We start from the raw sequence: 25,171 nt of genomic DNA on the forward strand, positions 1-25,171 counted from the left end.
AGCCATGGCCGATACGAGTTTCGACATCATCATCGTCGGCGGCGGTCCCGGCGGCTATGTCGCCGCGATCCGCGCGGCGCAGCTCGGCATGAAGACCGCTGTCGTCGAGCGGGAGCATATGGGCGGCATATGCCTCAACTGGGGCTGTATCCCGACCAAGGCGTTGCTGCGCACGTCAGAGGTCTACGGCCTGATCAAGCATGCCGAGTCGTTCGGCTTGTCGGTCAAAGACGTCTCGTTCGACGCAAAGAAGATCGTCGAGCGGTCGCGCAAGGTTGCGAACCAGCTCAGCAACGGCGTCAAAGGCCTGATGCGCAAGAACAAGATCACGGTGTTCGACGGCGTGGCAAAGCTTGCCGGCACCGAGGCCGGGGGCGCACGCAAACTGGCCGTGGCGCTGAACGACAAGAGTAACGTCACGCTTACGGCGAAGAACGTGATCCTGGCGACCGGTGCGCGGGCGCGCCAGCTTCCGAGACTGGAGACCGACGGCAAGCTGGTCTGGAGCTACAAGGAAGCGATGGTGCCGCCGGAGTTTCCGAAGTCGCTGCTGGTGATCGGTTCGGGCGCGATCGGCATCGAGTTCGCGAGTTTTTACCGGACCATGGGCGCGGAAGTGACGGTGTGCGAGGTACTCGACCGCATTCTGCCTGTCGAGGACGAAGAGGTTTCGGCCTTCGCCAAGCGCGCCTTCGAGAAGCAGGGCATGAAGATCCTGACCTCGGCCACGGTTTCGAATCTCAAGAAAGGGACCGACAGCGTCACCGCGACGATCACGGCGGGCGGGAAGACGCAGGAAATTACTGTCGACCGCGTCATCAGCGCGGTGGGCATTGTCGGCAACGTCGAGAATATCGGTCTCGAAGGTACCAAGGTGAGGGTCGAGAAGACCCATATCGTGATCGATCCGTGGGGCTTCACCGGCGAACCTAACGTCTATGCGATCGGCGATGTCGCCGGCCCGCCCTGGCTTGCTCATAAGGCGATGCATGAGGGCGTGCTCGTGGTGGAGAAGATCGCCGGTGTGAAGGGCGTGCATCCAATGGTGACGTCCAACATCCCGGGCTGTACCTATTGCCAGCCGCAAGTGGCCAGCATTGGCCTGACGGAAGCTGCTGCAAAGGCAAAGGGCCTGCAGATCAAGGTCGGGAAATTCCCCTTCATCGGCAACGGCAAGGCGATTGCCTTGGGGGAGCCGGAGGGCTTCATCAAGACGATCTTCGACGCCAAGACCGGTGAACTGCTGGGGGCGCATATGATCGGCGCCGAAGTCACCGAGCTGATTCAGGGCTACAGCATCGCCAAGACACTGGAGACGACGGAGGCCGAACTCATGGCCACGGTGTTCCCGCACCCCACCTTGTCGGAAATGATGCACGAATCGGTACTGGCGGCCTACGGGCGCACGCTCCATATCTGAGCCCGTCATGGACGGTTCGATCGACAAAGTCTCCCCGAGCAGGGCCGAGCGTCATCCTGAAAAGGCGCATCGGCCGGACAATCCCATTCCACGCAAGCCGGAATGGATCCGGGTTCGCGCGCCCAATTCGCCGGAATATGCAGAGACCAGGCGCCTGATGCGCCAGCATGGCCTCGCGACCGTATGCGAAGAAGCAGCGTGCCCCAACATCGGGGAGTGCTGGAAGCACAAGCACGCCACCTTCATGATCATGGGGGAGGTGTGCACGCGGGCCTGCGCCTTCTGCAACGTTGCCACTGGCAAACCCGGCGCCCTGAATCCGCACGAGCCTGCAAATATCGCGGAAGCGGTCGGCAAGCTGGGGCTGGGCCATGTGGTCGTGACGTCCGTCGATCGAGACGATCTCGAAGATGGCGGCGCCGGACATTTTGCCGAAGTCATCACGGCCTTGCACAAATCCGCTCCCCGGACGACGGTCGAGGTGCTGACGCCTGATTTCATGCGCAAGGTGGGCGCCGTGGAAACGGTCGTCGCCGCGCGGCCAGACGTGTTCAACCACAATCTCGAGACGGTGCCTCGGCTCTATCCGTCGATCCGACCCGGCGCGAGATATTTCACCTCGCTGCGGCTTCTGGCGCGGGTTAAGGAGATCGATGCCGCGATGTTCACCAAGTCCGGCCTCATGGTCGGCCTCGGCGAGACACGCGAGGAGATCCTGCAGGTGATGGACGATCTGCGGGCCGCCGACGTCGATTTCCTGACCATTGGGCAGTATCTGCAGCCAACGCCGAAACACGCGGCACTCGATCGGTTCTGGACGCCAGCCGAGTTCGACGAGCTGGCCGCACATGCCCGGGCGAAGGGGTTCCTGATGGTCTCCGCCTCGCCGCTGACGCGCTCGAGCTATCATGCGGGTGACGATTTCGTCCGGCTACGCGCCGCGCGAGCAGCCCAACTCAAGACCTGACTCGCCGTGACAACGACCAGGCATGCGGAGCGAAAGATCGTGCCCTTCGCTCCAAGGCAGCTTTTCGATCTTGTGGCCGATGTCCCGCGCTACCCGGAGTTTCTGCCCTGGTGCACGGCGGCACGTGTCCGCCGCCATGAGGGACCCAATGTCGAGACCGACGAACTCGCAATCGGCTTTGGGCCCTTCCACGAGAAATTCGTCTCGCGTGTCGTATTGACGCCGGATGACCCCGCCGGGCTACGGATCGAGACCGTCGGCGTCGAAGGGCCGTTCCGTTCGCTGAGCAGCCGCTGGCTCTTCCAGCCGCATCCAAGCGGGACGTTGATCGACTTCTCGCTCGAGTTCGAGTTTCGCTCGCGTCTCTTGCAGCATACCGTCCGAATGCTGTTCGCCGAAGCCGTGAAGCGCATGGTGGCCGCTTTCGAGGCCCGGGCCGCCCAGCTGTATGGCAGGCCTACCGCTCAGCCAGAGACGCCAGCAACGCAAGGGCGGTGATCGCGGCGGCGCGCCGGATGCCGTCGCGATCACCGCTGAAGACGTGGCGCTCGGTGATCGGATCGTGGCCCTTGCGCCGCACCCCGATATACACCAGGCCCACCGGCTTCTCCGCACTTCCTCCGCCAGGTCCCGCGATGCCCGTCACCGAGGCGGCGATATCGACATTTGCGGTCATCAGGGCACCGAGCGCCATCGCGGTCGCAACCGGTTCGCTTACGGCCCCATGCTTCATGATAATGTCCCAGGGCACACCGATCACGTCGCGCTTGGCTTCGTTGGAGTAAGTGACGAAGGCCCTGTCGACGACATCAGAAGAGCCGGCGATGGCCGTGAGCGTCGCCGAGATCAAGCCGCCGGTGCAGGACTCGGCAGTGGCGACCTTGAGACCGTGTTGACGACAAACGTTCAACACGTGCTCGGCGGCATTCCGCATCTCGTGATCGAACATGGTCAGCTCCTCGGCAACTCGACCGTCGCGATCGCCTGCGCCGCAATGCCTTCGCGTCGTCCCGTGAATCCGAGCCCCTCGGTCGTGGTTGCCTTCACGCTTACGCGGTCGGGAACAACGCCGGCGATCTTGGCGATGCTCGATACCATTGCCTCACGGTGCGGGCCGACACGGGGCGCTTCACACACCACGGTAAGATCGAGGTGCACGATGCGCCCGCCTTGCGCTGCCAGAAGATCGACGGCATGGCGGAGAAACCGGTCGGAGGAGACGCCTCGCCATTGAGGGTCGGAAGGCGGGAAGTGCTTTCCGATGTCACCCGCCGCTATCGTGCCGAGGATGGCATCGGTCAGGGCGTGCAGGGCAACATCGGCATCCGAGTGACCGGCCAGTGCCTGGCTGTGCGGAATGGCAACGCCTCCAAGCATCACAGCGCTTCCTGATGCGAAGCCATGGACATCAAAGCCGAGCGCCGTTCTCGTCTCCATCACCGAACTCCGGTCCAGGTCGTCGCTGGTCGTAATCTTGCGATTGTCGTCGCTTCCCGCCACCATCACCACCTTCAATCCTGCCCGTTCCGCGACAGCCGCGTCGTCGGTGAGGGCGGTTCCTTCGTTCTCCGCAAGTGTGGCGGCGGCCCGGTGCGCAGCGAGCAACGGTTCAAAGCGGAAAATCTGCGGCGTCTGCGCCCGCCACAGATTGGCCCGAGGCACGGTCTCGATCACTCTGCCATCGCGGTCGGCGCGTTTGAGTGTATCGGCCAAGGGGACGCCCAGCACGGCGCCATCGACGCCCTTTGCTGCGGCCGCGGCCAGACAGCCGGCGATATCTGCCGGCCGCACGAAAGGCCGCGCTCCATCATGGATGGCAACGAAGTCGGGGGCTTCCCGCGCCAAGGCTTCCAGGCCGTTCAAAACCGACTGCTGCCGGCTCGCCCCGCCGTGAATGGGAAGAGCGAGGCCAAGCCCCTGGACGGCCGCGTCGTAAAGCGACTCGTCGCCGGCGGCTATCACCACCCGAAGAGCATTGATTTGGGCGGTAGCCTGGTAGGCGAGAAGGGTATGGCGCAGGATGGGGAATCCGTTAAGGAGCGCATACTGCTTGGGCAGCGGTCCTCCGAAGCGGCTTCCCCGGCCGGCGGCCACGATAAGGGCTGTACAGGTCGTCACTGCCCTTAAATAACATCGACTTAGCAGGGGCGCACTTCCGGCCCTTGCGCTACCCGGTTCGACCCGTTAATGGTGGCTTAATAATTGTGCAGTGCACAAGTTGCCTATAATCTGATCAAAGAAATGGCTCATCAACCGCGTCTCCGTCCCGTCGATATCGGTCCCGTTCGAATTGAGGATCCGGTCATCTTGGCCCCCATGTCCGGGGTCAGCGACATGCCCTTCCGCCGGATGGTGAAGCGGGGCGGTGCCGGCTTGGTCGTCTCCGAAATGATCGCCTCGGCGGCCATGGTCCGCGAGAACCGGAAGACCCTCCTGATGGCCAAGAATTCTCCGGAAGAGTTCCCGATGTCGGTTCAACTCGCCGGCTGTGAGCCCGAGGTCATGGCGGAAGCGGCCAAGCTCAACGAAGATCGCGGCGCCGCCATCATCGACATCAATTTCGGCTGCCCCGTGAAGAAGGTCGTGAACGGTCACGCCGGCTCGTCCTTGATGCGGGACGAGGTCCATGCCGCGAAGATCCTCGAAGCAACGGCGAAGGCCGTAAGCCTCCCGGTAACGCTGAAGATGCGGACAGGTTGGGATTCCTCCAACCGCAATGCGCCTCGGCTCGCACGCATTGCCGAGGAATGCGGGATCAAGATGCTGACCGTCCATGGGCGGACCCGGTGCCAGTTCTACGACGGCCATGCCGACTGGGGATTTGTTCGCGACGTGAAGGCGGCCACGAGCCTGCCGGTCATCGTGAACGGTGACATCAATTCACTCGACGATGTCGATCGGGCTCTCGATGAGTCCGGTGCCGACGGCGTGATGATCGGACGCGGCGCCTATGGCCGGCCGTGGTTTCTCCATCAGGCAATCCATTATCTGCGGACAGGCGAGCGGCTGCCGGATCCGTCGCTGGCCGAGCAGTATGCCGCGGTGCGGGCCCATTTCGAGTCCATGTTGGAGCATTACGGGGCGGAGACTGGGGTACGCATGGCACGCAAGCATCTTGGCTGGTATTCGAAGGGGCTGCCGGCATCGGCCGAGTTCCGGGCGGCGGTCAATCGCGAGAGTGAGGCATCGAAGGTACGCGCCTTGCTCGCGGCCTTCTTCCTGCCGGCCGTTGAACGGCAGGCAGCATGACCATGGCCGTTCGGCCCCTCAAGCGCTCCGATCTTCTGAGCGATCAATTTTCCAGTGCGATTCTCGACTCGCTCTCCGAAGCAGTGGTGGTCGTCGACAGTGCCGGCATGATTCATTTCGCGAACTTGTCGGCCGAACAGTTTTTCGGTGTCGGACGGGCGCGCCTCGTCGGGCACCCGCTGAGCGAATTCATTCCCGAGGATACGCCGCTTTTCTCCCTTCTCGACCAGGTTCTGACGACCGGTGGTGCCGTGGCGGAGAACGGCGTGACCCTGCATTCGCCCCGTATCGGCAATCACTTCTGCGCCCTTCGGCTTGCCCCGATCGTGGAGCGGGATGGGCTCGTTTCGATCTCGCTGGTGGAACAGTCGATTGCCCGCAACATCGATCGGCAGATGTCCCACCGCAGCGCCGCTCGCTCCGTCAGTGCGCTGGCCGCGATGCTGGCGCATGAGGTGAAGAATCCTTTGTCCGGCATACGGGGCGCGGCGCAGTTGCTCGAGCAGTCGGTCTCGGACGGAGAACGGGAACTGACGAACCTGATCTGCGAAGAGACCGACCGCATCGTTGCCCTGGTCGACCGCATGGAGGCCTTTGCCGATGGGCGTCCGATCGATCGTGGGCCGCTCAACATCCATCAGGTCCTCAATCACGTCCGCCGCCTGTCGCAGAATGGCTTCGGCAAGAATGTCCGCTTCGTCGAGACCTACGATCCATCCTTGCCCGACGTGTTCGGCGATCGCGATCAGCTGATCCAGGTCTTCCTCAATCTGGTGAAGAACGCCTGCGAAGCGCCGGGCGAGGGCGAACGTGAGATCGAGCTCTCGACCGCTTACCGGCACGGCCTGCGGCTCGCGGTGCCCGGTCAGCAGGCGCGTGTGAATCTGCCGCTGGTGGTTTCGGTTCGCGACAACGGCGGCGGCGTTCCTGAGGAAATTCGCGGACATCTGTTCGATGCCTTCGTGACCAATAAGCCGACCGGAACCGGACTGGGACTCGCACTGGTTGCCAAGATCATCAACGATCATGGCGGGGCCATCGAATATGACAGCGAGCCCGGCCGAACGACATTCAGAGTCATGTTGCCCCTGCAGTCACCTCAAGCCCAGATATGAGTACCGGTACAACCATTCTCGTCGCCGATGACGATCGCGCCATTCGAACTGTCCTTCATCAGGCGTTGGGCCGGCAGGGGCATACCGTACGAAGCACCGGTGCGGCGGCGACGCTGTGGCAGTGGGTGCAGGAAGGCGAGGGGCAGTTGGTTATCACCGACGTGGTGATGCCCGACGAAAACGGCCTCGATCTCGTGCCACGGATCCGCAAGCTGCGTCCCGACCTGCGCATCATCGTCATGAGCGCCCAGTCGACGTTGCTGACGGCCGTGCGCGCCGCGGAGCGCGGTGCGTTCGAGTACCTGCCTAAGCCGTTTGACCTCAACGAGCTCGTTTCGGTCGTCAACCGCGCGCTATCGGCGCCAGCGGCATCGATCACCCGCACGGCGCAGCCGGTCGAGGAAGGCGAGCGCCTACCCCTGATCGGGCGGTCGCCGGCGATGCAGGAAATCTATCGGGCGCTTGCCCGTCTCATGGCGACAGATCTTACGGTCATGGTCACCGGCGAGTCGGGCACCGGCAAGGAACTGGTGGCGCGCGCCCTGCATGATTACGGCAAGCGCCGCAAGGGGCCCTTCGTGGCGCTCAATATGGCAGCTATTCCGCGCGAGCTGATCGAGAGCGAGCTGTTCGGCCATGAACGTGGTGCTTTCACCGGAGCGGTCCAGCGCTCGGCCGGCAAGTTCGAGCAAGCAGCGGGCGGTACGCTGTTCCTCGACGAGATCGGCGATATGCCGCCGGAAGCGCAGACCAGGCTCCTCCGCGTGTTGCAGGAGGGTGAATACACCACGGTCGGCGGCCGGACACCGATCAAGGCGAATGTCCGCATCGTGGCTGCCACCCATCGTGATTTGCGGCGTCTTATTCAACAGGGCCTCTTCCGCGAGGATCTGTTCTACCGGTTGAACGTCGTGCCGATCCGCCTTCCGCCGCTGCGCGAGCGGCTGGATGACATTCCGGAACTCGTCAATCATTTCCTTCGGACGGCCACCGTCGACGGTCTGCCGACCAAGGTTCTGTCGCCGGATGCGATGACTCGACTGCGCCAGCATCGCTGGCCCGGCAACGTGCGCGAATTGGAGAATCTCGTTCGCCGGCTGTCGGCGCTCTATTCCGAGGAAGTCATTGGCCTCGAGACGATCGAGAACGAGCTTGCCGATGCCATCCTGGCACCGGAAGCGGACGCGCCCAGCGGTTCGGTGACATCGACCGATGCCACCCTGGCCGACGCCGTGGATCGCCATCTGCAGGCCATGTTCGCCGAACATGGTGACCGGCTGCCGCCCGATGGCATCTATGATCGCGTCATCTCCGAGGTCGAGCGACCCTTGCTGTCTCTGGCGCTGGGGGCAACCCGCGGGAACCAGTTGCGCGCAGCCCGTCTTCTGGGGCTCAATCGCAACACGTTGCGCAAGAAGATCAAGGACCTCGACGTTCCGGTGGTTCGCACACCTCAGGTCCGCCGAGGCGGGTGACGTTGGTGACAGCTTCGCTGGGCGTTTCACGCTTTAGCGAGAGAATGAACGCGATCGGTCGTGCTCTTACCGGCCGCGTCGCCGCCATTTCGCTCGCGACGATTGCCATCGCCGCCGGCACGGCCACCTATGGCTGGCTTGCCGGTTTTGCGCCGGCCAGTTTCAGCACAACCGGCTGGATGACGGGCCTGCTGGTGGCCGACCTCGTGGTTGCCACGGCGCTCGTTGCCGTCCTGGCCGGGCGGCTGACGCAGCTCTGGCTCGATCGCCGGCGCGGTGCGGCGGGATCGCGCCTGCATATGAGGCTGGTCCTCGTTTGCAGTGTTTTCACTGTGACGCCGACGCTGGTCGTCACCATCATCTTGTCGCTGCTTGTCATCAATCTTACCGACTTCGTCGTAAAGCCGTCCCAGGCCGCCTATGAGACGGCGCGCGCCATAGGCGAGCCCGTCAGACGAGCGCGCGAAGATGAGATCCTGCGCGACATCGCGGCGATCTCCGCTCCGCTGCAGGCCCTTGGGATCGACGCGTTGAGGGACGGCGCCTCCACGAGCCGGACGCTGGCCCAGCTCATCGAGGGGCGGGCGATCATCGAAGCCGACGTCATCGATGCCGACAAGGGATTGATCGCACGGGCGACGGCGCCCGATGCCACGCCGATCGCCAATCCCGTTCCCGCCGCGAAGTATCTGTGGCAGGCGGTGAACCAAGCTCGGCCCGTGCAATTCGAATCCGAGCGCGGCGCCTATTTCGTCATGCAGTTGTTCCTCGACCAGCCGCTGTTTCTCGTCACCGGGCATGCAGTGGATCTGCGGGTAGTGGATTACATCAAGAGCATCGAATTTGCTGGCAAGTTCTATGCGCAGATCGAGCAGGCGCTGCGCCGGAGTCAGCTCATCCTGTTCGTGGTGTGCGGCGCGATCGCCTTGCTGATGCTGCTGGCGGCGGTCTGGCTCGCAATCCAGGTCGCGACGCGATTGACGGCGCCGATTGGCGGATTGATGGCCGCTGCCGAGAAGGTGCGTGTTGGAGATCTCGGGGCGCGGGTGGAGGAGGGCCCTCCCAACGACGAGCTCGGCCAGCTGGCGCGCTCGTTCAACCGCATGACCAGCCAGATCGAGCAACAGCGTTCCGAACTGGTGGCTGCCAATCAGGAACTGGACCGGCGCCGTCGTCTCACCGACGCGGTGCTGGCCGGTGTGTCGGCTGGAATCCTGAGCGTCGACGGGATCGGGGTTGTGACGCGAACCAATCGCTCCGCCCTCGATCTGCTGGCTCTTCCGGAGGATGGCGTTCTGGGTCGGCAGCTTATCGACATCATGCCCGAGATTGCACCGTTGGTGGCGCAGGCAGCGGAGCGACCCGATCGACTGACCCAAGGACAGATCGAGATCCTGCAGCGTGGCACCCGTCGCATCCTGCTCGTTCGCATCAGTGCCGCCTCGGACTCAGGTTCTGTCGTCACTTTCGATGACGTCACGGATCTCATGTCCGCCCAGCGCATGGCTGCGTGGGGCGATGTCGCCCGCCGGATCGCGCACGAAATCAAGAACCCGCTGACGCCGATCCAGCTCTCGGCCGAGCGCCTGCGCCGACGCTATCTCAAGCAGATCAAAGAGGATCCCGAGACCTTCTCTACCTGCACCGACACCATCATCCGTCAGGTCGGCGATATCGGCCGCATGGTCGACGAATTCTCGTCGTTCGCGCGGATGCCGCGGCCGACGGTGCAGCCGGAGGATGCGAAGGAGCTTTGCCAGCAAGCCCTGTTCCTTCAGCGCAGCGGCAATGCCGGCATCGTTTATCAAGCCGATCTGCCGGAGCATGCGGTGCCATTGATCTGCGACCGTCGGCAGGTCGGACAGGTGTTGACGAATATCCTGAAGAATGCGGCCGAAGCCATCGAGGGACGGACGGCTGGTCCGGGCGAGGTGCTGCCACGCGGGGCGATCTCCCTGGCCCTCAAGGACGAAGGCACGACTGTGCGGATCGTCGTCGAGGACAACGGCAAGGGACTGCCCAAGGAAGGGCGGGATCGATTGACCGAGCCCTATATGACGACACGCAGCAAGGGTACCGGCCTTGGCCTGGCGATCGTGAAGAAGATCATGGAGGATCATGGCGGCCTCCTGCTTCTGGAGGACCGCGAGAGTGGCGGTGCGCGCATCAGTCTGGTATTCCGACGTGACGCGAAGGAGATCGCGTCGGTTTCGTCGCAGGCGACAGCCGCGCAATGATTTTGGTGAACTGTCGCGAACTGCTGAAGGATCATGGGCCACGACATCCTCATCGTCGATGACGAGCGTGATATCTGCTCGTTGATCGCCGGAATTCTCGAAGACGAAGGGCACACTGCCCGGCGCGCGCATAACAGCACGGAGGCGATAGAAGCCATACGTCAGCGGCGGCCGGCCATGGTGATCCTCGACGTCTGGCTGCAGGGCAGTGAGCTCGACGGTCTGCAACTGCTCGAGGTCATTCGCCGGGAAGACCCGCCCATCCCGGTCGTCATGATCAGCGGCCACGGCACGATCGATACTGCGGTATCGGCCATCAAGAGTGGGGCTTACGACTTTATCGAGAAGCCGTTCAAGGCGGACCGACTGCTGCTCGTCGTGGATCGCGCCATCGAAGCCGACCGATTGAAGCGGGAGAATGCCACTCTGCGCCGCCGCGCAGGAGGTGAGGTCTCGTTTGTCGGGACCTCAGTGACGGCGAGCAATGTGCGCTCGCAGATCGATCGCGTTGCCCCGACGGGCAGCCGCGTCCTGATCGCCGGACCTTCCGGCGTCGGGAAGGAAACTGTCGCGCGTCTCATCCACCAGGGATCCAAGCGGGCGGAGGGGCCTTTTGTCGTGGTCAACTGCTCGACCTTGCCGGCCGAACGGCTGGAGATCGAACTGTTCGGCACCGACGGCGAAACCGATCAGGATACGCTGCGCGTCTCCGGAGCCTTCGAGCTTGCCCATGGCGGCACCTTGCTCCTCAAGGAGGTTGCCGACCTGCCGCTGGGCTTGCAAAGCCGACTGGCGCGAGTGCTCCAGGAGCAATCGTATTTGCGCGATGCCGGCAGGACGCGTGTCGAGGTGGATGTGCGCGTCCTCGCTTCGAGCGCACAGACGCTTCAGGACCGCATCGCCGAGGGCCAGTTCCGCGAGGAGCTGTTTCACCGCCTCAATGTGGTTTCGCTTCGGGTTCCGCCTCTCAGCGAACGACGGGAGGACATTCCGGAGCTGGCGATGGATCTGCTGAAGCGCCTGGCGGATGCGACAGGTCTGCCCATGCGCACATTGGGCGAAGACACCTCGGCCGCCCTCCAGGGGCATGATTGGCCGGGCAATGTGAGACAACTCCGCAACGTTATCGAACGGCTTCTCATTCTTGCGCCGGCAGACGGCGGCCCCATTCGAGCCGACGTGCTGCCGAACGATGTCAGTGAAGATGCTCCCTCTGTCCTGCGTTGGGAAAAGGGCGGCGAGATCATGCAGTTGCCGTTGCGCGATGCACGTGAAGTTTTCGAACGCGAATACCTGCTCGCCCAGGTGACGCGCTTCGGCGGAAACATCTCGCGCACAGCGACATTCGTCGGCATGGAGCGTTCCGCGCTGCACAGGAAATTGAAGTCGCTTGGGTTGCATGGGGCCACAGGCGACGAGCGTACAGGCGCCGAGCCGGCAGCGTAGAGGAGGAGAAGCGTTTATGGCGCGTTATGCCTATGTCAATGGCCGCTACGTCGATCATCGCGATGCCAGCGTGCATATCGAAGATCGCGGCTATCAGCTCGCCGACGGCGTCTACGAGGTGGTGGGCGTACGAGATGGCAGATTGATCGACGAAAAGCCCCATCTCGATCGGCTCGATCGCTCGCTTCGAGAGCTGCAGATCGCGTGGCCGGTATCGCGCCAGGCGCTGAGCTTCGTCATTCGTGAGCTGATGCGGCGTAACCGGCTGCGTGACGGCCTCGTCTATATGCAAGTCACGCGCGGCGTCGCGCGGCGTGACCACGCCTTCCCGACAACGCCCGTGAAGCCGGCGCTCGTTCTTACCACCAAGAACACCAAGCATGTCGGTGCCGATACGGGCCCCGGAATTTCCGTCAAGAGTCAGCCGGACATCCGCTGGGAGCGTTGCGACATCAAGACCGTCGGGCTGTTGCCGAACGTCCTCGCGAAGCAGGCCGCGCGGGAAAGCGGCGCTTACGAGGCGTGGCTGGTCGATGCGGATGGGAATGTCACCGAAGGCGCTTCCACCAACGCCTGGATCGTTACGCCGGATGGCGAGTTGGTAACGCGGCATACCGACAATGGGATCCTGGCCGGTATTACCCGCGGAACCCTCAAGGCGATCGCCAACGACTTGCAGCTCAAGCTGGTCGAAAGGCCGTTTACCCTTGCCGAAGCCAAGCGGGCCAAGGAAGCCTTCATCTCCAGCGCCACGTCCTTCGTGACTCCCGTCGTGAAAATCGACGGCGAGCCGGTAGGGGATGGGAAACCGGGACCGACGGCTCGCCGCCTCCGCGAGGAGTATGTGCGTTTTGCCGATGCCGGGGAGTTGGTGGCTTGAGCGAGCCGGCCGCCAAGCCGCCGCGCGCGATCCTGTTCGATTGGGATAATACGTTGGTCAATACCTGGCCGACGATCGTGGAATGCTACCGCGACACGTTCCTTGCTCTTGGACTGACGCCATGGACGGCCCAGGAGGTGCAGGATCGCGCCCACGGGTCACTGCGTGACCTGTTTCCTCAGCTGTTTGGGATACGCGCGGCCGAAGCGGAGCGGGTCTTCTATGATACCTTCCACCGAATACATCTCGAGCGTCTTGAGCCGTTGCCAGGCGCCGAGGCCCTGCTGGCTCGCGCCTGTTCGTCGGGCTGCTATGTCGGCGTCGTGAGCAACAAGGTCGGCGACAACTTACGGACAGAACTTGCCCACCTGGGGTGGGGGAAGTGGATATCCCGCGCCGTTGGCGCAAAGGACGCCAAGCGTGACAAGCCGGCGCCGGATCCCATCTACCTCGCGCTCGACGGCACGGGAATTGCCCCGGATCATACGGTCTGGATGGTCGGCGATACCCCAGCGGATCTGATGTGCGCCCATGCGGCTGGTTGTTTCCCTGTGTTTTTCGGCAGCGTCGAGCAAGTTTCCGAAAGGCTGAAGGAATTCCCGCCGCGTTTGCACGCACGCAATTGTCATGAACTGGCGGCATTGCTTTGACGGTAACGTCGCCTATATTGAGTGCAACTCGGTAGCGGGTAGAGACCCGTACCCTCGAATCGGCGGCTTTCGGGCAGCCGGACGCCCAGCAAGAGGCCAAGAAACATGAGCGAAAAGGCACAGAACGTTCAGGATGTCTTCCTGAACCATCTGCGTAAGAACAAGACGCCCGTCACGATCTTCCTGGTCAACGGCGTCAAACTGCAGGGAATCGTTACTTGGTTCGACAATTTCTCGGTGCTGCTGCGCCGGGATGGTCATTCGCAGCTTGTCTACAAGCATGCGATCTCGACCATCATGCCGGTGACGCCCGTGCAATTGTTCGACGGGGACAAAGCCGAAGGCTGATTTGACCGATACGATAGAGCGTAACGGACACGAGAAGCGCCAGCGCGGGCCGCACGATACGGCACGGCCCGCTACTGCGACGGTCGTGCTCAGTCCATATGCAACTGGCCCTCAAGGGACGCAGCGCGACAGCGAAGCCAAGCTCGAAGAAGCGGTAGGGCTGGCCCTGGCGATCGATCTGGATGTGCGCTTGGCTCAGACAGTGCCTCTGCGCCGGCTGACGCCCGCGACGCTCATTGGCAAGGGAGCCGTCGAACGCATCAAGCCGATGATGGAGGAGCAGGGGATCGGGCTCGTCATCGTCGACGACAAGCTAACGCCCATCCAACAGCGCAATCTCGAGAAGGCGTGGAACGTCAAGGTCATCGATCGTACCGGTCTGATCCTCGAGATCTTTGGCGAACGCGCACGGACCCATGAAGGTCGGCTGCAGGTCGAACTGGCAGCGCTCGAGTATCAGCGCGGCCGGCTGGTGCGGTCGTGGACCCACTTGGAACGCCAGCGCGGCGGCTTTGGCTTTCTCGGTGGCCCTGGCGAGTCACAGATCGAGATCGACCGGCGTTTGATTGGCGAGCGCATCGTCAAGATCAAGCGCGACCTCGACGCAGTGAAGCGCACGCGAACCGTCAATCGTGCCGGGCGACGCAAGGCGCGCCTGCCTACGGTCGCCTTGGTCGGTTACACGAACGCAGGCAAGTCCACGTTGTTCAACCGACTTTCCGGCGCAGACGTCATGGCGAAGAATCTCCTGTTCGCCACGCTCGATCCGACGATGCGGTCGATCCGCTTACCTAGCGGACGAGACTGCGTCATCTCTGATACGGTCGGCTTCGTGTCCGACCTGCCGACGCATCTCGTGGCGGCTTTTCGGGCGACCCTGGAAGAGGTCATCGAAGCTGATCTGATTGTCCATGTCCGGGATGTCGCTCATCCGGACAGCGAGCAGCAGCGGGCGGATGTGGAGAACGTATTGCTTGCCCTGGGAGCGATCGATGAAGGCGGCAGCGACCGCATGATCGAAGCCCTGAACAAGATCGACGCCTTGCCCGTGGATCGGCGCGATATTCTGCTGACCAGAGCGTCCGCGGGCTCGGAACGGGCGCGCCAATTCCCGATCTCCGCACTAACGGGAGAGGGCGTGGACGCCCTATTGGCTGCGATCGAAGACCGCCTCAACGAGCAGGCGACTGCACGCGAAATTTCGGTACCCCTCAGCGATGGCGCGACACTGGCCTGGCTCTACCGGCATGGCGATGTCCGCAGCCGGCACGACGAAGGTGAAATGGCCCGCCTGACCGTGGCCCTTGACGCAGCCGCAGCGGCCCAATTCGAACGGCGCCAGCCGCGTTGACACCCGACCGGCGCGCTTCCTATAAGCGCCTCGGTCCTTTTGAAAAGGAAAAGATCATGAAATTCAGCCCGTTACACGATCGGGTACTGTTGAAGCCTATCCTGGCCGAAACCAAGACCAAGGCCGGCATCATCATTCCCGACACAGCCCAGGAAAAGCCCATGCAGGGGCAAGTGGTGGCGGTCGGCAAGGGCAAGCGGCTGGAAGACGGTCGGCTGCAGCCCCTTGGCGTCAAGGTCGGCGACAAGGTCATCTACGGCAAGTGGTCGGGTACCGAAGTGAAGCTCGACGGCGTCGATCACGTGATCCTCAAGGAAGAGGACCTGTTCGGGATCGTCGGCTGAGCACAATGCTGAGCGACGGCGATTTCCAGAGGGTCGCCGAGCTCATGCGGGAGACGGCGGCAGCAGAGTTGTTGCCGCGTTTCCGGAATCTTGCGCAGGACGAGATTCGGCAGAAGCGCCCAGGCGATTTCGTGACCGTGGCCGACGTGGCTTCGGAGCAGCGGCTCGCCACCGGCCTGGCGAAGATCCTGCCGGGTGTTCCGGTCGTCGGCGAAGAAGCGGTGGAGAAGGATGCCGGTCTGGTCGATCTGATCGCCCGTCCGCATCTGAGCTGCTGGATCGTCGATCCCTTGGATGGGACGGCAAACTTCGCGGCCGGCCGTGATCGCTTCGCGATGATCATCTGCCTCGTGCACGACAATGAAACGATTGGCGGTTGGATCCTCGACGTGCCCAACGACCGGATGGCCATGGCAGGCAAGGGGCAGGGCGTGACGCTCGATAGGAAGCCCATCCGCGGCGGAGTTCCGGGACGCGCCCCAAAAGGCCTTATCGGATACCGCATTCGCAAGGAATTCGACCGACAGCTCGACTCCACTCAGAGGCAGCGGTTGGGTGAGCTTTCGACGCTGAATTGCGCCGGGCGTGAATATATCGAAATCCTGGATGGGCACTTCGATTTCTGTCTCTACCGCATGACCAAGCCATGGGACCATGCCGCCGGCGCGCTGATGATGCAGGAGGCGGGCGGTCAGGCGCTGCGGTTCAACGGCATCGGCTACCGCCCCGGCGACAAGGTCGATTCCGGCATTATCGCGTCGCCGTCACCGGAGGTCGTGGCGGACGTGCGAACTCTGTTCGAAGCGGTCCAGTTGCCATTGCTGGTGCCGCGCTCCTGAGCGTCAGGCTCTCGTCTTGGCCTCCTGCCAAAGGGCTTCCATTTCCTCCAGGGACGCCTCTGCAGGCTTGCGGCCTTTCTCGGCCAGGCGCTGCTCAACGTAGCGGAAACGTCGTTCAAACTTGTCGTTGGTGGAGCGCAGGGCGGCTTCCGGGTCGACCTTGCAATGGCGCGCCAGGTTGGCAACGGCAAACAGCACGTCGCCCAGCTCGTCGGTAATCCTCATCCGGTCGCCGTCTGTTACTTGTAGTTCGGCACGGAGTTCAGCCAGCTCTTCTTCGATCTTGGCGATCACTGGGCCGATCTCGGTCCAATCGAACCCGACCCTTGCCGCCCGCTTCTGCAATTTCTCGGCCCGCAATAGGGCGGGAAGGGCCCGTGCGACCCCTTCCAACGTGCTGGCGGGCTGGCTTCCGGCCTTTTGTGCGCGCTCCGCGGCTTTTCGGGCTTCCCAGGATACGGTTTGGGCGTCCGCGTCAGCGATCTTCAGATCTCCGAAAACGTGGGGATGCCTGTCGATCATCTTCTCGGCGATGGCTGCCGCCACGTCATCGAAATCGAAGGCCTGGATCTCGCTGGCCATTTGGGAATGGTAGACGACCTGCAGCAGGAGATCGCCCAATTCCTCCTTGAGGCCCGACATGTCGTTCCGTTCAATCGCATCCGCCACCTCGTAGGCCTCTTCGATCGTGTAAGGAGCGATTGTCTGGAAGGTCTGGTCAATGTCCCAAGGACAGCCCTGGTCGCGGTCGCGCAGCCACGACATCACGGCGCGCAGCCGAGCCAGGGGCTCCTTGGGAAGATTTTCCGGTGTGGGACGGGGCTTCGACATTGGGATCCAATTATCGTATAATATATATTATGACAAATATAGATATGATAGGAATAACAAAAGACTACCAATCTACTTTGATAGATGACTTTATGAGAGCCATAAGCCTTAGCCCGCGCTCCGCCTGGCTACCCGGAACGCCAAGAGTCATCAGAATTCCCGCTTTGGCGTCTTTGGGATTGGGAATGACCAGATCGAATACGGTCCGAGGCTCCCTGTCTGCACGGGTCGGCTTGATATTCTCGTAGACGATCAGGAAGGAGCCGTCCGTAAGCTTATGGGCCTGTACCTTGGCGCCGGGATGCCGGGCCAGGATCGTCCCTCCCTTGGTCGCGGCGTAATGCTCGGCATCACGTACGCCTTCGAAGGGAAAGTCGAGCGGCCAGGCAAGCAGCCGATAGCTCATATCCGCATTATAGGCGATGCCCCGCTCCGCTTCCTCGAACGCTTGCCATCCCAATGGCAGAGAGACGTCCAGTTTGACCCGCGGGAAGCGAATGCGCGCAAAGCTGCCGTTGTTGTCGATACTCAGGACGCGCGCTCTAGCCGGCCCTGGGCCCTCCGGCAGCATGGGGTCGCCGCGGTCGAAGCTTGCCCCATGATCGGCCGTGGCAAAGTCTTTGAAGGTCAAGCCGCCCGCGTCCAAGCGATCTTGAGCAATGGCAGTTCCGCTCAGGGACACCAGAACGAGTCCCGCGATCGCCAACCAGCGAACGGACTCATTTTGTTTACGCTTATATATAACATCAACATATTTTGTTAATGCATTGATAAGAGGCGTTTTTTTACACATCTATAACTAGCCCATCGTAGCATGGCCAGACATGGGACGGAGTCCGCCGATTGACCTCCACATAGTCCATGTCGACATGCAGGTTGGTCAGGAAGGCTCTCTGGGGAGCCACCCGTTCGATCCATTGCAGCGCCAGATCAAGATGGGCATGGGTCGGATGAGGCCGATAGCGCATGGCATCGACGATCATCACCTCTACCCCCTGAAGAAGGTCGAATGCCTCCTCCGGAAGAGCCACGACATCGTTGGCATAGGCCACGGAACCGAAGCGGAATCCCAACGACTGAATCGTCCCATGATCCTGAGGGATCGGAATCACCGAAAGGCCGCCTGCGCTGAAGGGCCCTCGGATTTCGTGTGCTTCGTAGAGCGGGTTGTAAAATCCCCCCTCTTCGGCCTCGAAACAGTAGCCAAAACGCCGCCGCAGGATTGTCAGTGTCCGCTTGTCGGCCCAAGCCTCGATCTGGCCTTGGCGGAAGACATAGGGGCGCAGATCGTCGATCCCGTGGCACTGGTCGGCGTGATCGTGCGTCCAGACCACGGCGTCTATTCGCTCCACCTTGGCGGCCAGCAACTGGGCGCGCAGGTCGGGCGAGGTGTCGACGAGCACTGTCTTGCCTTGATCCTGCACCAGAATGGAGCATCTGGTGCGCCGGTTGCGCCGATCCAGTGGATCGGCCGCTCCCCAGTCGCCGAGCCCATCCTGTCCGCCCACGCGTGGCACACCGCCAGAAGTACCGCAGCCAAGGATCGTTACCCGCACTCCGATTGCTCCGCCTTGGTGAAGAGTCGGAAGAAATTGGCGGTCGTGGCGGCCTCGAGCTCCGACACGTCGATACGCTTCAGCTCAGCGACCTTGGCGGCGGTATGCGCGATGAACGCCGGTTCGTTCGTCTTACCGCGCTTGGGAACAGGCGCCAGATAGGGGGCATCGGTCTCCACCAGGATGCGCTCCAGCGGAATATCCCGCACGATCGCACGAAGGTCGTCCGCTGCCTTGAAGGTGACGATGCCGGAAATGGAAATGTACATGCCCAGCGAAAGAGCCCGTCTAGCCAAATCGGCGCCGGAGCTGAAGCAGTGGATCAGTCCGGGAAACGGCCCCTTCCGATACTCCTCCTCGAGGATGCTCCCGGTCTCGGCATCGGCGTTGCGGGTGTGGACGATCAGGGGCAGGCCAGTTTCCCGGGCAGCCGCAATATGGGCCCGAAAGCTCTCGGCTTGCTCCTCGCGCGGACTGTGGTCGTAATAGAAGTCGAGGCCAGTCTCGCCTATCCCGATCACCTTGGCATGCTGTGCGGCCTCGATGAGCCGGGCCGGAGAACGTTGCCCTTCCTCCTTTGCTTCGTGCGGATGGACACCGACCGAGCACCACACATTGCCGTGTCGCTCGGCAATGGCCCGCACCCGATCGAATTGATCCAGACGGGTGCCGATGCTGAGCATGCCGCCGACCCCCGCTCCCTTTGCGCGAGCCAGCACGCCAGCCTCGTCGGCCGACAGTTCGGGGAAATCGAGATGACAGTGACTGTCGATCAGCATGTCAGCTTGCGGCTTTGGCTGCCGCCTCGACGAAGCGCGGAAAGACCCCCTGGGGTTTCGGCAGCATGGCGCCCGGTTGCAGCTCGTGATCGAAGTCGGCGAACGTCCTGCGGTCTGCCGCTATGGCAAGCTGATCGAGAATCCTCGACGCCGAGTCGGGCATGAACGGCTGGAGCAGCATCGTTATGCGGCGAATCGTTTCGAAAAGCACCCACAGCACCGTGTCGCGCCGCCCTGGGTCGGTCTTGGCGAGCGCCCAGGGTGCCTGAGCATCGACATAGCGATTGGCATCGGCGATGACCTCCCAGATCGTTGTCAGCGCGCGATGGAACGCCTGTTCGTCGAGTTCCGCTCTTACAGTTGCGAGAAGCCCGCGGGCGCGATCGAGCAAGGCGTTATCTGACTCATGGAGCGGCCCCTTGGCAGGAATCTTCTCTCCGCAATTCTTGGCGATGATCGACAGCACGCGCTGACACAGGTTGCCATAAGCATTGGCGAGGTCGCCGTTCAGTCGGCCGATCAGCGCCCGCTTCTGGAAGTCGCCGTCGTTGCCGAACGGAACTTCTCGCAGCAGGAAGTAGCGCACCGGATCGAGACCGTACGTCTTCACCAGTTCGATCGGATCGATGGCGTTTCCAAGGGATTTGGAGATCTTCTGGCCTTCGTTGGTCCACCAGCCGTGAGCGAACACGCGCCTGGGCGGCTCCAGCCCCGCAGCCATGAGGAAGGCCGGCCAGAACACGCAGTGGAAGCGAATGATATCCTTGCCGACCATGTGCAGATTGGCCGGCCAATACTTCCACAGGGGATTACTCGTATCGGGATAGCCGCACTCGGTAATGTAGTTCGTGAGCGCGTCCAGCCAGACATACATGATGTGCTTGGTATCTCCGGGGACCGGAATGCCCCACGAGAAACTGGTCCGCGACACCGAGAGATCCTGCAGGCCACCCTTCACGAAGCTGATGACTTCGTTGCGTCGGCTATCCGGCCCGATGAAGCCCGGATTGTTCTCGTAAAAGGCCAGGAGCCGGTCGGTCCAGGCCGACAGCTTGAAGAAATAGGAAGGCTCCTCGACCCAGTCGACTTCCGCTCCGGTCGAGATCGCGTGGCGCTTGCCGTCTGAACCTATCGCGGTTTCGCCTTCGACAAAGTAGGTTTCGTCGCGCACGGAATACCAGCCCGCATACTTGCCAAGATAGATGTCGCCTGCAGCGACCAACCTCTCCCACAAGGCCTGGCAAGATGCGTAGTGCCTCGGCTCCGTCGTCCGGATGAAATTGTCCGGGCTGTAATTCATCGTGCGGATGAGATCGCGGAACGACTGGCTGACCTTGTCGGTAAATGCCTGAGGTGCCAATCCAGCGGCGGCGGCCGCCTTCTCGATCTTCTGGCCGTGCTCGTCTGTACCTGTCAGGAAATGGACATCTCGTCCATCAAGACGCATGAACCGCGCAAGGACATCGCAGGCAAGAGTCGTGTAGGCATGCCCGATATGGGGCACGTCATTCACATAATAGATTGGCGTGGTGATGTAATAAGTACGGCCCGACATGATTGACTGAACTCCGGACGACTATCGCCCTCCCGGCGCGCCGGGTTCAGCGCCTTTAGCGCATCGCCGATTGGAGAACCAGGAAGCTGCCAAGCACCGTCTGCTTGCGATCGAGATTGACGGCGTCGGCACGGGACAACAGGTGCGTGACCTTTTCCCATGCCTCCAGCCAGCGATCAAGGCTGGCTGCCCCTAGCAGCTTGGCGTGCAGGCCCGCCTCGGCCGGCACGATGGGGCGCTCCTCCCTGCCGATCGCTCCGCGGCGGGCAAGCCCTTTCAGCCAACCGTCGAAAAGGTAACCGAGCGAGCGCCAATCGGCATTTGCCTCCTCGCCCCGACGGGCGAACCGCTCGGCAAAGCCATGCAGACGCGGCATGTCGAGATCCGGCAGAGTCGCCAGCACTTCCACCATTTCGCGATAGAGACCAAGGCTTCCCGCACTGGCCAGTTCAAGCGCTCGACCTATGCTGCCTTCCGCCAGGCCGGCGAGTGCCGCGCGTTCCTCGTCGGTCGTGCCGGGCGCATAGTCGCCGAGCAACTGGACGACCGTCTGATCGGGCAGCGGTTGAAGGGCCAGCCGTCGACAACGCGACCGGATGGTTGGCAGCAGCCGTCCGGTTGCATGGGCGACAATCAGCAGGACCGCGTTGGGCGGCGGTTCTTCCAGGATCTTCAGCACCGCGTTGGCGGCGTTGCGATTCATCTCGTCGGCCGCGTCGACGATGGCGACCCGCCATTCACCCATCGCCGGCGTCATGTGCATGAACTCGCCCAAGCCTCTTACATCGTCGACTGAAATCTCGGTTCGAATGCGGCCGGTATCCGGATTGAGGCTTCGGCGGAGATGAAACAGATCCGGATGCGATCGCGCATCGACCAGGGCACGGCCAGGTGCTTGTGGCATCACGTCCAAGCTATCGGGGGTGCTGGCAAACAACCCACCGGGTTGGCCGGCCAGAAGAAAGCGCGCAAAGCGCCAGGCCAGCGTCGCTTTGCCGATGCCACGCGGTCCGGTCAGCAGCCACGCATGATGCAAGCGGCCGATCTGCTGGGACACCAGCATCGTTCGTTCTGCCAATTCATGCCCGATCAGGCGGTTGTTGCGCCACGGTGCGGGCCAGTCATAGGGCCATTCGAGTTTTTCGAGTTCCGCCGGATCGGCGCTCGTCTTGCCGCGGGCCATGGATCAGACGCTCTCGAGACGCTCGCCAACCGTACGCGCAACGTCGCCCGCCACGCTCTCGATATCGCGGTTGGCGTCGATGACAACGCATCGACCGGGCTCGCTCCTGGCGATTTCCAGGAAACCGGCGCGAACTCGATCGTGGAAGCTGCGCGGCAGCGTCTCGTAGCGTGTCTCGACGCCCCGGCGCGCCGCAGCGCGAGCCAGACCAACTTCGACCGGAAGATCGAGGATCACGGTAAGATCCGGTCGGAACGGACCGACGGCGATGTTGTAGAGTGCCTCGAGTTCTGCAAGATCGAGTCCGTGGCCGTATCCCTGATACGCACGCGTGGAATCGGCAAAGCGGTCGCTGACGACCCAGGCGCCGCGCTTCAAGGCTGGCCATACTGTTGCGCGTAAATGGTCTCGGCGCGCCGCGAAATGCAACAGGGCCTCAGTCTTGCCGTCCCATCGGTCAGCCGGACCTTCAACCAGTAGCTTGCGGATCATCTCCGCGCCGCTCGATCCCCCCGGCTCGCGGGTCGTGACGACGGTATGACCGCGCCCTTCGAGCCATTCCTTGAGGCGAGCGATCTGGGTCGATTTGCCGGCTCCCTCTCCCCCTTCCAGGGTTATGAATCGAGCCGCTTCGCCCTCGTTCACGAGAGCCAGCCGAACAGATAATGTTTGGCGGCGGCTGCGATGCGCCCGACGATCCCAAGCTTCGGCACATCTGTACCGGCTTCGAGCGGATACTCCACCGTTCGCCCATCGGGAAAGGTGATTGCTGCGGTCCCCAACTTCGTTCCCTTGGCGATCGGCGCCGGTACCGGTCCGTCGAACTTTGCGACGACACGCGGTTGGGCGGTCTGCCCCACTGTCGTCGTCATCTGGACAGCCGTTGGGATGACGAGCGGTACCTTGTCCAAAGCACCGAGCCACACAGGCGCTTCGGCCAACATATCTCCGGCACGCAAGATGGTCGTGTTGCTGGACTCCCGGAAGCCCCATTCGATCAGCCGCGCCGTCTCCTGGGCGCGATCAGCCATCGATGTCAGTCCATTGAGGACGAGAACTAGGCGGCGCCCGTCGCGAATCGCCGAGGTCGTCTGGCCAAATCCCCCCTCCTCGGTGTGGCCCGTCTTCAGGCCGTCGACGCCGGGAACGCTTTTGAGCTCGAGATTCCGGTTGGCTTGGGTCTTGCCGTTGTAGGTAAATTCCCGCTGCGCGTAATAGTGATAATACTGCGGGAAATCCTTGATCGTCCGGGCTGCAAGGACGGCGAGATCGTGCGCCGTCACATGTTGGCCTTCCGCCGGCCAGCCGGAAGAATTCTTGAACACCGATCCTGTCAATCCAAGCTCGCGAGCCTTCTTGTTCATCCGCTCGGCGAAGGATTCCTCGCTGCCCGCCATGCCTTCGGCCACGGCGACGCTGGCATCGTTACCGGAGACAACAATGATGCCTTGGACCAGGTCCGCGATACTTGCCTCGGCGCCCAACTCCAGGAACATGGTCGAAGAATGAACGCCGCGCGTGATGGCATAGGCGCGGTCGCTGACCTTGAACAAGGTATCCGGCTTCAGTTTGCCTGCTGCCAGATCCTCGAACAGCAGGTAGACCGTCATCATCTTGGCCATCGATGACGGTGCCATCGGCTTGTCGGCGTCCTTGGCCAGCAAGACGGCACCGGTCTGCGCATCTATCATGTACGCGAAACGCGCGATGGTCGTCGGACCGATCTGGGAAGGGCCAGCCGCCTCTAGCTTGGCGGCCTGTGCCGCCGCTGCCTGCTTAGGTCCGAGCGGCTTGGTGTTGGGGGTGGCAGGCTTTGCCGGCGCAGGCTTCTGGGTTTGGTGCCGGTTCGGCGTCTGCTGTTGGGCGCCAACCGTATGCGCAGCACCCGCAAAGCCGGCCAGCGCGAGGAGGGCCAGGAGCCAAAAAGATCGATTAATCGGCCACGACACGGGCATCACCATAACCTGAGCGCTTCAACCGGTCGGCAACAATGCCGGCGGCATCGGAAGTCGTATACGGCCCGAGGCGAACGCGGAAGACCTCTCGTCCACCGGCCGTTCCCTGGGAGATTTCGGTCGTGCCATAGCTCGCCACCAGGTCGCGCTGGCGTTCGGCATTGGTCATGCTTGAAAACGAGCCCGCCTGAACAAAAAAGCCGCCTGCCGCGTGCGATGCTGCCGCCAGGGAGGCTACCGTAACGTTACTGGGGCTGGTGAAGGGACGCGGCGCGGGCTGCTGGACAGGCACGGGCGCCGTCCAAACCGGCGGCTGTTGTACGACTGGCGGCGGTGGCGGCGGTTGGGCCGCCTGCACGACAGCTGGCGGTGACGCCGCCGTACCGCCGCGGCCCGATGAAACCCGCGCCACTGCTGCCATTTGCTCCGCAGGGCCACCACCGCCCAAGGCGACCTCCTTGACGGCCATGCTCTCGTTCGGCAGCTGGTCGATCCGGATATGAGCCGTGCCGGTGCGGATCATGCCGAGTTCCTCGGCCGTCGCCCGGGATACGTCGAGGATGCGGCTGCGGGCATAGGGGCCGCGATCGTTGATCCGGACGGTCGTCGACTGGCCATTGTCCAGGTTGGTTACGCGGACGATAGCTGGCATCTGAAGAGTGCGGTGAGCGGCCGTGCGCTCGGCTTGGTTATAGACTTCGCCATTCGCCGTGTATTTGCCGTGGAAGCCTGGCCCATACCAGGAGGCTGTCCCGGTCTCGACGTGATTGAATTCCTCCTGGGGAACGTATGTGACACCATCGATCGTATAAGGCGCGCCAACCTTGTATGTCCCACGAGAAGCCGTGGAGGGGGCCCCTCCTCGATGAGAGCCGCAGCCGGCGAGTGAGGCCGCGACAAGAACAAGGGCCAGCGTCTTTAGCGCAAAGACAGCGTCCAAACGCCTCCGGTCAGCTAATGGGGCCATTTGGCGGCAAGCATACATCATATT

At 62.6% G+C, this 25,171-nt stretch carries 25 protein-coding genes; 14 read left to right on the forward strand and 11 right to left on the reverse strand.

Translation table 11 applies throughout. From position 1 onward, the window contains the following. Positions 1 to 4 precede the first annotated feature (4 nt). From lpdA to B5D62_RS06385, 3 genes are read left to right on the forward strand one after another with little or no spacing between them, the layout of a single operon-like run. Positions 5 to 1,420: a dihydrolipoyl dehydrogenase gene (gene lpdA, locus B5D62_RS06375; protein WP_085932932.1), complete on the forward strand. Its 1,416-nt coding sequence runs from the start codon at positions 5 to 7 to the stop codon at positions 1,418 to 1,420. Between the two features lie 7 nt (positions 1,421 to 1,427). Beyond that, positions 1,428 to 2,387: a lipoyl synthase gene (gene lipA, locus B5D62_RS06380; protein WP_085932933.1), complete on the forward strand. Its 960-nt coding sequence runs from the start codon at positions 1,428 to 1,430 to the stop codon at positions 2,385 to 2,387. Between the two features lie 39 nt (positions 2,388 to 2,426). Then, positions 2,427 to 2,885 (forward strand): type II toxin-antitoxin system RatA family toxin, encoded by a 459-nt coding sequence (locus B5D62_RS06385; protein WP_231714725.1) that lies wholly within the window; start codon positions 2,427 to 2,429, stop codon positions 2,883 to 2,885. Here the strand turns inward: B5D62_RS06385 and B5D62_RS06390 are convergent. Beyond that, positions 2,845 to 3,336: a CinA family protein gene (locus tag B5D62_RS06390; protein ID WP_085932935.1), complete on the reverse strand. Its 492-nt coding sequence runs from the start codon at positions 3,334 to 3,336 to the stop codon at positions 2,845 to 2,847. The genes B5D62_RS06385 and B5D62_RS06390 overlap by 41 nt on opposite strands. Positions 3,337 to 3,338: 2 nt before the next feature. Beyond that, on the reverse strand, positions 3,339 to 4,505 hold the full coding sequence (locus B5D62_RS06395; RefSeq protein WP_085932936.1) for a bifunctional 2-C-methyl-D-erythritol 4-phosphate cytidylyltransferase/2-C-methyl-D-erythritol 2,4-cyclodiphosphate synthase: 1,167 nt from the start codon (positions 4,503 to 4,505) through the stop codon (positions 3,339 to 3,341). Between the two features lie 123 nt (positions 4,506 to 4,628). Here B5D62_RS06395 and dusB point away from each other — a divergent pair, with 123 nt between their 5' ends. The 11 genes from dusB (at position 4,629) to B5D62_RS06450 (ending at position 16,321) form a co-directional block, all read left to right on the forward strand. Further along, the gene (dusB, locus tag B5D62_RS06400) at positions 4,629 to 5,636 is read left to right on the forward strand and encodes a tRNA dihydrouridine synthase DusB (protein ID WP_085932937.1); all 1,008 of its coding nucleotides are present in this window, start codon (positions 4,629 to 4,631) and stop codon (positions 5,634 to 5,636) included. Positions 5,637 to 5,638: 2 nt separating this feature from the next. Further along, positions 5,639 to 6,751 (forward strand): two-component system sensor histidine kinase NtrB, encoded by a 1,113-nt coding sequence (locus tag B5D62_RS06405; protein ID WP_139373803.1) that lies wholly within the window; start codon positions 5,639 to 5,641, stop codon positions 6,749 to 6,751. After that, entirely contained in the window at positions 6,748 to 8,226 is a 1,479-nt protein-coding gene (gene ntrC, locus B5D62_RS06410) for a nitrogen regulation protein NR(I) (RefSeq protein ID WP_085932939.1), read from the forward strand. The genes B5D62_RS06405 and ntrC overlap by 4 nt, the downstream gene beginning before the upstream one ends. Before the next feature lie 44 nt (positions 8,227 to 8,270). Then, positions 8,271 to 10,463 carry a sensor histidine kinase gene (locus tag B5D62_RS06415; RefSeq protein ID WP_085932940.1) on the forward strand — a complete coding sequence of 731 codons (2,193 nt, stop codon included), beginning with the start codon at positions 8,271 to 8,273 and terminating at the stop codon, positions 10,461 to 10,463. 33 nt (positions 10,464 to 10,496) lie between these two features. After that, on the forward strand, positions 10,497 to 11,909 hold the full coding sequence (gene ntrX / locus B5D62_RS06420; protein WP_085932941.1) for a nitrogen assimilation response regulator NtrX: 1,413 nt from the start codon (positions 10,497 to 10,499) through the stop codon (positions 11,907 to 11,909). Positions 11,910 to 11,925: 16 nt separating this feature from the next. Continuing rightward, entirely contained in the window at positions 11,926 to 12,789 is an 864-nt protein-coding gene (locus B5D62_RS06425; RefSeq protein WP_085932942.1) for a D-amino-acid transaminase, read from the forward strand. Beyond that, positions 12,786 to 13,439 (forward strand): HAD family hydrolase, encoded by a 654-nt coding sequence (locus B5D62_RS06430; protein ID WP_085932943.1) that lies wholly within the window; start codon positions 12,786 to 12,788, stop codon positions 13,437 to 13,439. The genes B5D62_RS06425 and B5D62_RS06430 overlap by 4 nt, the downstream gene beginning before the upstream one ends. Positions 13,440 to 13,544: 105 nt before the next feature. Then, on the forward strand, positions 13,545 to 13,787 hold the full coding sequence (gene hfq, locus B5D62_RS06435; RefSeq protein WP_085932944.1) for an RNA chaperone Hfq: 243 nt from the start codon (positions 13,545 to 13,547) through the stop codon (positions 13,785 to 13,787). A gap of 1 nt (position 13,788) precedes the next feature. Next, the gene (gene hflX, locus B5D62_RS06440) at positions 13,789 to 15,138 is read left to right on the forward strand and encodes a GTPase HflX (RefSeq protein ID WP_231714726.1); all 1,350 of its coding nucleotides are present in this window, start codon (positions 13,789 to 13,791) and stop codon (positions 15,136 to 15,138) included. Positions 15,139 to 15,194: 56 nt separating this feature from the next. Next, positions 15,195 to 15,482 carry a co-chaperone GroES gene (locus B5D62_RS06445; protein ID WP_085932945.1) on the forward strand — a complete coding sequence of 96 codons (288 nt, stop codon included), beginning with the start codon at positions 15,195 to 15,197 and terminating at the stop codon, positions 15,480 to 15,482. 5 nt (positions 15,483 to 15,487) lie between these two features. Continuing rightward, positions 15,488 to 16,321, forward strand: coding sequence for an inositol monophosphatase family protein (locus B5D62_RS06450; protein WP_085932946.1), 834 nt, complete (start codon positions 15,488 to 15,490; stop codon positions 16,319 to 16,321). A gap of 3 nt (positions 16,322 to 16,324) precedes the next feature. Here the strand turns inward: B5D62_RS06450 and mazG are convergent, their stop codons facing one another. From mazG to B5D62_RS06495, 9 genes are all read right to left on the reverse strand, one after another. Beyond that, a complete protein-coding gene (gene mazG / locus B5D62_RS06455) occupies positions 16,325 to 17,152 on the reverse strand; it encodes a nucleoside triphosphate pyrophosphohydrolase (RefSeq protein ID WP_085932947.1) in 828 nt (275 codons plus the stop codon). 64 nt (positions 17,153 to 17,216) lie between these two features. Further along, positions 17,217 to 17,945, reverse strand: coding sequence for a hypothetical protein (locus tag B5D62_RS06460; RefSeq protein ID WP_139373739.1), 729 nt, complete (start codon positions 17,943 to 17,945; stop codon positions 17,217 to 17,219). Continuing rightward, on the reverse strand, positions 17,938 to 18,708 hold the full coding sequence (locus B5D62_RS06465; RefSeq protein ID WP_085932949.1) for an MBL fold metallo-hydrolase: 771 nt from the start codon (positions 18,706 to 18,708) through the stop codon (positions 17,938 to 17,940). The genes B5D62_RS06460 and B5D62_RS06465 overlap by 8 nt, the downstream gene beginning before the upstream one ends. Continuing rightward, a complete protein-coding gene (locus tag B5D62_RS06470) occupies positions 18,699 to 19,487 on the reverse strand; it encodes a TatD family hydrolase (protein WP_085932950.1) in 789 nt (262 codons plus the stop codon). The genes B5D62_RS06465 and B5D62_RS06470 overlap by 10 nt, the downstream gene beginning before the upstream one ends. A gap of 1 nt (position 19,488) precedes the next feature. After that, positions 19,489 to 21,042, reverse strand: a complete 1,554-nt coding sequence (gene metG, locus B5D62_RS06475; RefSeq protein ID WP_085932951.1) for a methionine--tRNA ligase — start codon at positions 21,040 to 21,042, stop codon at positions 19,489 to 19,491. A 55-nt stretch (positions 21,043 to 21,097) separates the two neighbouring features. Beyond that, the gene (locus B5D62_RS06480) at positions 21,098 to 22,225 is read right to left on the reverse strand and encodes a DNA polymerase III subunit delta' (protein WP_085932952.1); all 1,128 of its coding nucleotides are present in this window, start codon (positions 22,223 to 22,225) and stop codon (positions 21,098 to 21,100) included. Positions 22,226 to 22,228: 3 nt separating this feature from the next. After that, positions 22,229 to 22,870, reverse strand: a complete 642-nt coding sequence (gene tmk, locus B5D62_RS06485; protein WP_085932953.1) for a dTMP kinase — start codon at positions 22,868 to 22,870, stop codon at positions 22,229 to 22,231. After that, positions 22,867 to 24,174, reverse strand: a complete 1,308-nt coding sequence (locus B5D62_RS06490) for a D-alanyl-D-alanine carboxypeptidase family protein (RefSeq protein WP_231714727.1) — start codon at positions 24,172 to 24,174, stop codon at positions 22,867 to 22,869. The genes tmk and B5D62_RS06490 overlap by 4 nt, the downstream gene beginning before the upstream one ends. Beyond that, positions 24,158 to 25,168, reverse strand: coding sequence for a septal ring lytic transglycosylase RlpA family protein (locus B5D62_RS06495; protein WP_085932954.1), 1,011 nt, complete (start codon positions 25,166 to 25,168; stop codon positions 24,158 to 24,160). The genes B5D62_RS06490 and B5D62_RS06495 overlap by 17 nt, the downstream gene beginning before the upstream one ends. Positions 25,169 to 25,171 lie beyond the last annotated feature (3 nt).

The organism is Enhydrobacter aerosaccus, assembly GCF_900167455.1.
Lineage (GTDB): Bacteria > Pseudomonadota > Alphaproteobacteria > Reyranellales > Reyranellaceae > Reyranella > Reyranella aerosaccus.

Excerpts from the sequence above, each read along its gene's own strand:
- dusB (WP_085932937.1), top strand. The coding sequence starts at position 4,629 with ATGGCTCATCAACCGCGTCTCCGTCCCGTCGATATCGGTCCCGTTCGA.
- B5D62_RS06425 (WP_085932942.1), top strand. The coding sequence starts at position 11,926 with ATGGCGCGTTATGCCTATGTCAATGGCCGCTACGTCGATCATCGCGAT.
- mazG (WP_085932947.1), bottom strand. The coding sequence starts at position 17,152 with ATGTCGAAGCCCCGTCCCACACCGGAAAATCTTCCCAAGGAGCCCCTG.
- B5D62_RS06405 (WP_139373803.1), top strand. The coding sequence starts at position 5,639 with ATGGCCGTTCGGCCCCTCAAGCGCTCCGATCTTCTGAGCGATCAATTT.
- B5D62_RS06450 (WP_085932946.1), top strand. The coding sequence starts at position 15,488 with ATGCTGAGCGACGGCGATTTCCAGAGGGTCGCCGAGCTCATGCGGGAG.
- B5D62_RS06470 (WP_085932950.1), bottom strand. The coding sequence starts at position 19,487 with ATGCTGATCGACAGTCACTGTCATCTCGATTTCCCCGAACTGTCGGCC.
- B5D62_RS06415 (WP_085932940.1), top strand. The coding sequence starts at position 8,271 with ATGAACGCGATCGGTCGTGCTCTTACCGGCCGCGTCGCCGCCATTTCG.
- metG (WP_085932951.1), bottom strand. The coding sequence starts at position 21,042 with ATGTCGGGCCGTACTTATTACATCACCACGCCAATCTATTATGTGAAT.
- B5D62_RS06445 (WP_085932945.1), top strand. The coding sequence starts at position 15,195 with ATGAAATTCAGCCCGTTACACGATCGGGTACTGTTGAAGCCTATCCTG.
- ntrC (WP_085932939.1), top strand. The coding sequence starts at position 6,748 with ATGAGTACCGGTACAACCATTCTCGTCGCCGATGACGATCGCGCCATT.
- lipA (WP_085932933.1), top strand. The coding sequence starts at position 1,428 with ATGGACGGTTCGATCGACAAAGTCTCCCCGAGCAGGGCCGAGCGTCAT.
- B5D62_RS06460 (WP_139373739.1), bottom strand. The coding sequence starts at position 17,945 with ATGTGTAAAAAAACGCCTCTTATCAATGCATTAACAAAATATGTTGAT.
- ntrX (WP_085932941.1), top strand. The coding sequence starts at position 10,497 with ATGGGCCACGACATCCTCATCGTCGATGACGAGCGTGATATCTGCTCG.
- B5D62_RS06390 (WP_085932935.1), bottom strand. The coding sequence starts at position 3,336 with ATGTTCGATCACGAGATGCGGAATGCCGCCGAGCACGTGTTGAACGTT.
- lpdA (WP_085932932.1), top strand. The coding sequence starts at position 5 with ATGGCCGATACGAGTTTCGACATCATCATCGTCGGCGGCGGTCCCGGC.
- B5D62_RS06495 (WP_085932954.1), bottom strand. The coding sequence starts at position 25,168 with ATGATGTATGCTTGCCGCCAAATGGCCCCATTAGCTGACCGGAGGCGT.
- hfq (WP_085932944.1), top strand. The coding sequence starts at position 13,545 with ATGAGCGAAAAGGCACAGAACGTTCAGGATGTCTTCCTGAACCATCTG.
- B5D62_RS06480 (WP_085932952.1), bottom strand. The coding sequence starts at position 22,225 with ATGGCCCGCGGCAAGACGAGCGCCGATCCGGCGGAACTCGAAAAACTC.